The following is a 1,169-nucleotide window of genomic DNA, read 5'->3' as shown; positions in this document are numbered from 1 at the left end:
CAAGCCCGAGAGAGCCGCAGTGAAAAGATCCAAGCGACTGTTTAGCAAAAACACAGGTCTCTGCGAAGCCGCAAGGCGAAGTATAGGGGCTGACACCTGCCCGGTGCTGGAAGGTTAAGAGGAGGGGTTATCCCTTACGGGAGAAGCTCTGAATTGAAGCCCCAGTAAACGGCGGCCGTAACTATAACGGTCCTAAGGTAGCGAAATTCCTTGTCGGGTAAGTTCCGACCCGCACGAATGGTGTAACGATTTGGATACTGTCTCAACGAGAGACCCGGTGAAATTATAGTACCTGTGAAGATGCAGGTTACCCGCGACAGGACGGAAAGACCCCATGGAGCTTTACTGTAGCTTGATATTGGATGTTGGTACAGTTTGTACAGGATAGGTAGGAGCCTTGGAAACCGGAGCGCCAGCTTCGGTGGAGGCGTCGGTGGGATACTACCCTGACTGTGCTGACATTCTAACCTCGAGCCGTGATCCGGTTCAGGGACAGTGTCAGGTGGGCAGTTTGACTGGGGCGGTCGCCTCCTAAACAGTAACGGAGGCGCCCAAAGGTTCCCTCAGAATGGTTGGAAATCATTCGTAGAGTGCAAAGGCATAAGGGAGCTTGACTGCGAGACCTACAAGTCGAGCAGGGACGAAAGTCGGGCTTAGTGATCCGGTGGTTCCGCATGGAAGGGCCATCGCTCAACGGATAAAAGCTACCCTGGGGATAACAGGCTTATCTCCCCCAAGAGTCCACATCGACGGGGAGGTTTGGCACCTCGATGTCGGCTCATCGCATCCTGGGGCTGAAGTAGGTCCCAAGGGTTGGGCTGTTCGCCCATTAAAGCGGTACGCGAGCTGGGTTCAGAACGTCGTGAGACAGTTCGGTCCCTATCCGTCGCGGGCGTAGGAAATTTGAGAGGAGCTGTCCTTAGTACGAGAGGACCGGGATGGACACACCGCTGGTGTACCAGTTGTTCCGCCAGGAGCATCGCTGGGTAGCTACGTGTGGACGGGATAAGTGCTGAAAGCATCTAAGCATGAAGCCCCCCTCAAGATGAGATTTCCCATGGAGTTAATCCAGTAAGACCCCTTAGAGATGATGAGGTTGATAGGTCTGGTGTGGAAGCGTGGCGACACGTGGAGCTGACAGATACTAATCGGTCGAGGACTTATCCAAA

The 1,169-nt window shown here is 54.1% G+C and carries 1 rRNA gene; it reads left to right on the top strand.

The annotated features are described in order from the left end of the window. Positions 1–1,168 (top strand): 23S ribosomal RNA (locus IQ10_RS17860); the annotation flags it as partial. Between the last annotated feature and the right edge of the window lies 1 nt (position 1,169).

Source organism: Halalkalibacter nanhaiisediminis (assembly GCF_007830185.1).
GTDB classification, from domain to species: domain Bacteria; phylum Bacillota; class Bacilli; order Bacillales; family Bacillaceae_D; genus Halalkalibacter; species Halalkalibacter nanhaiisediminis.
This window is presented reverse-complemented; position numbering and strand designations above follow the sequence as displayed.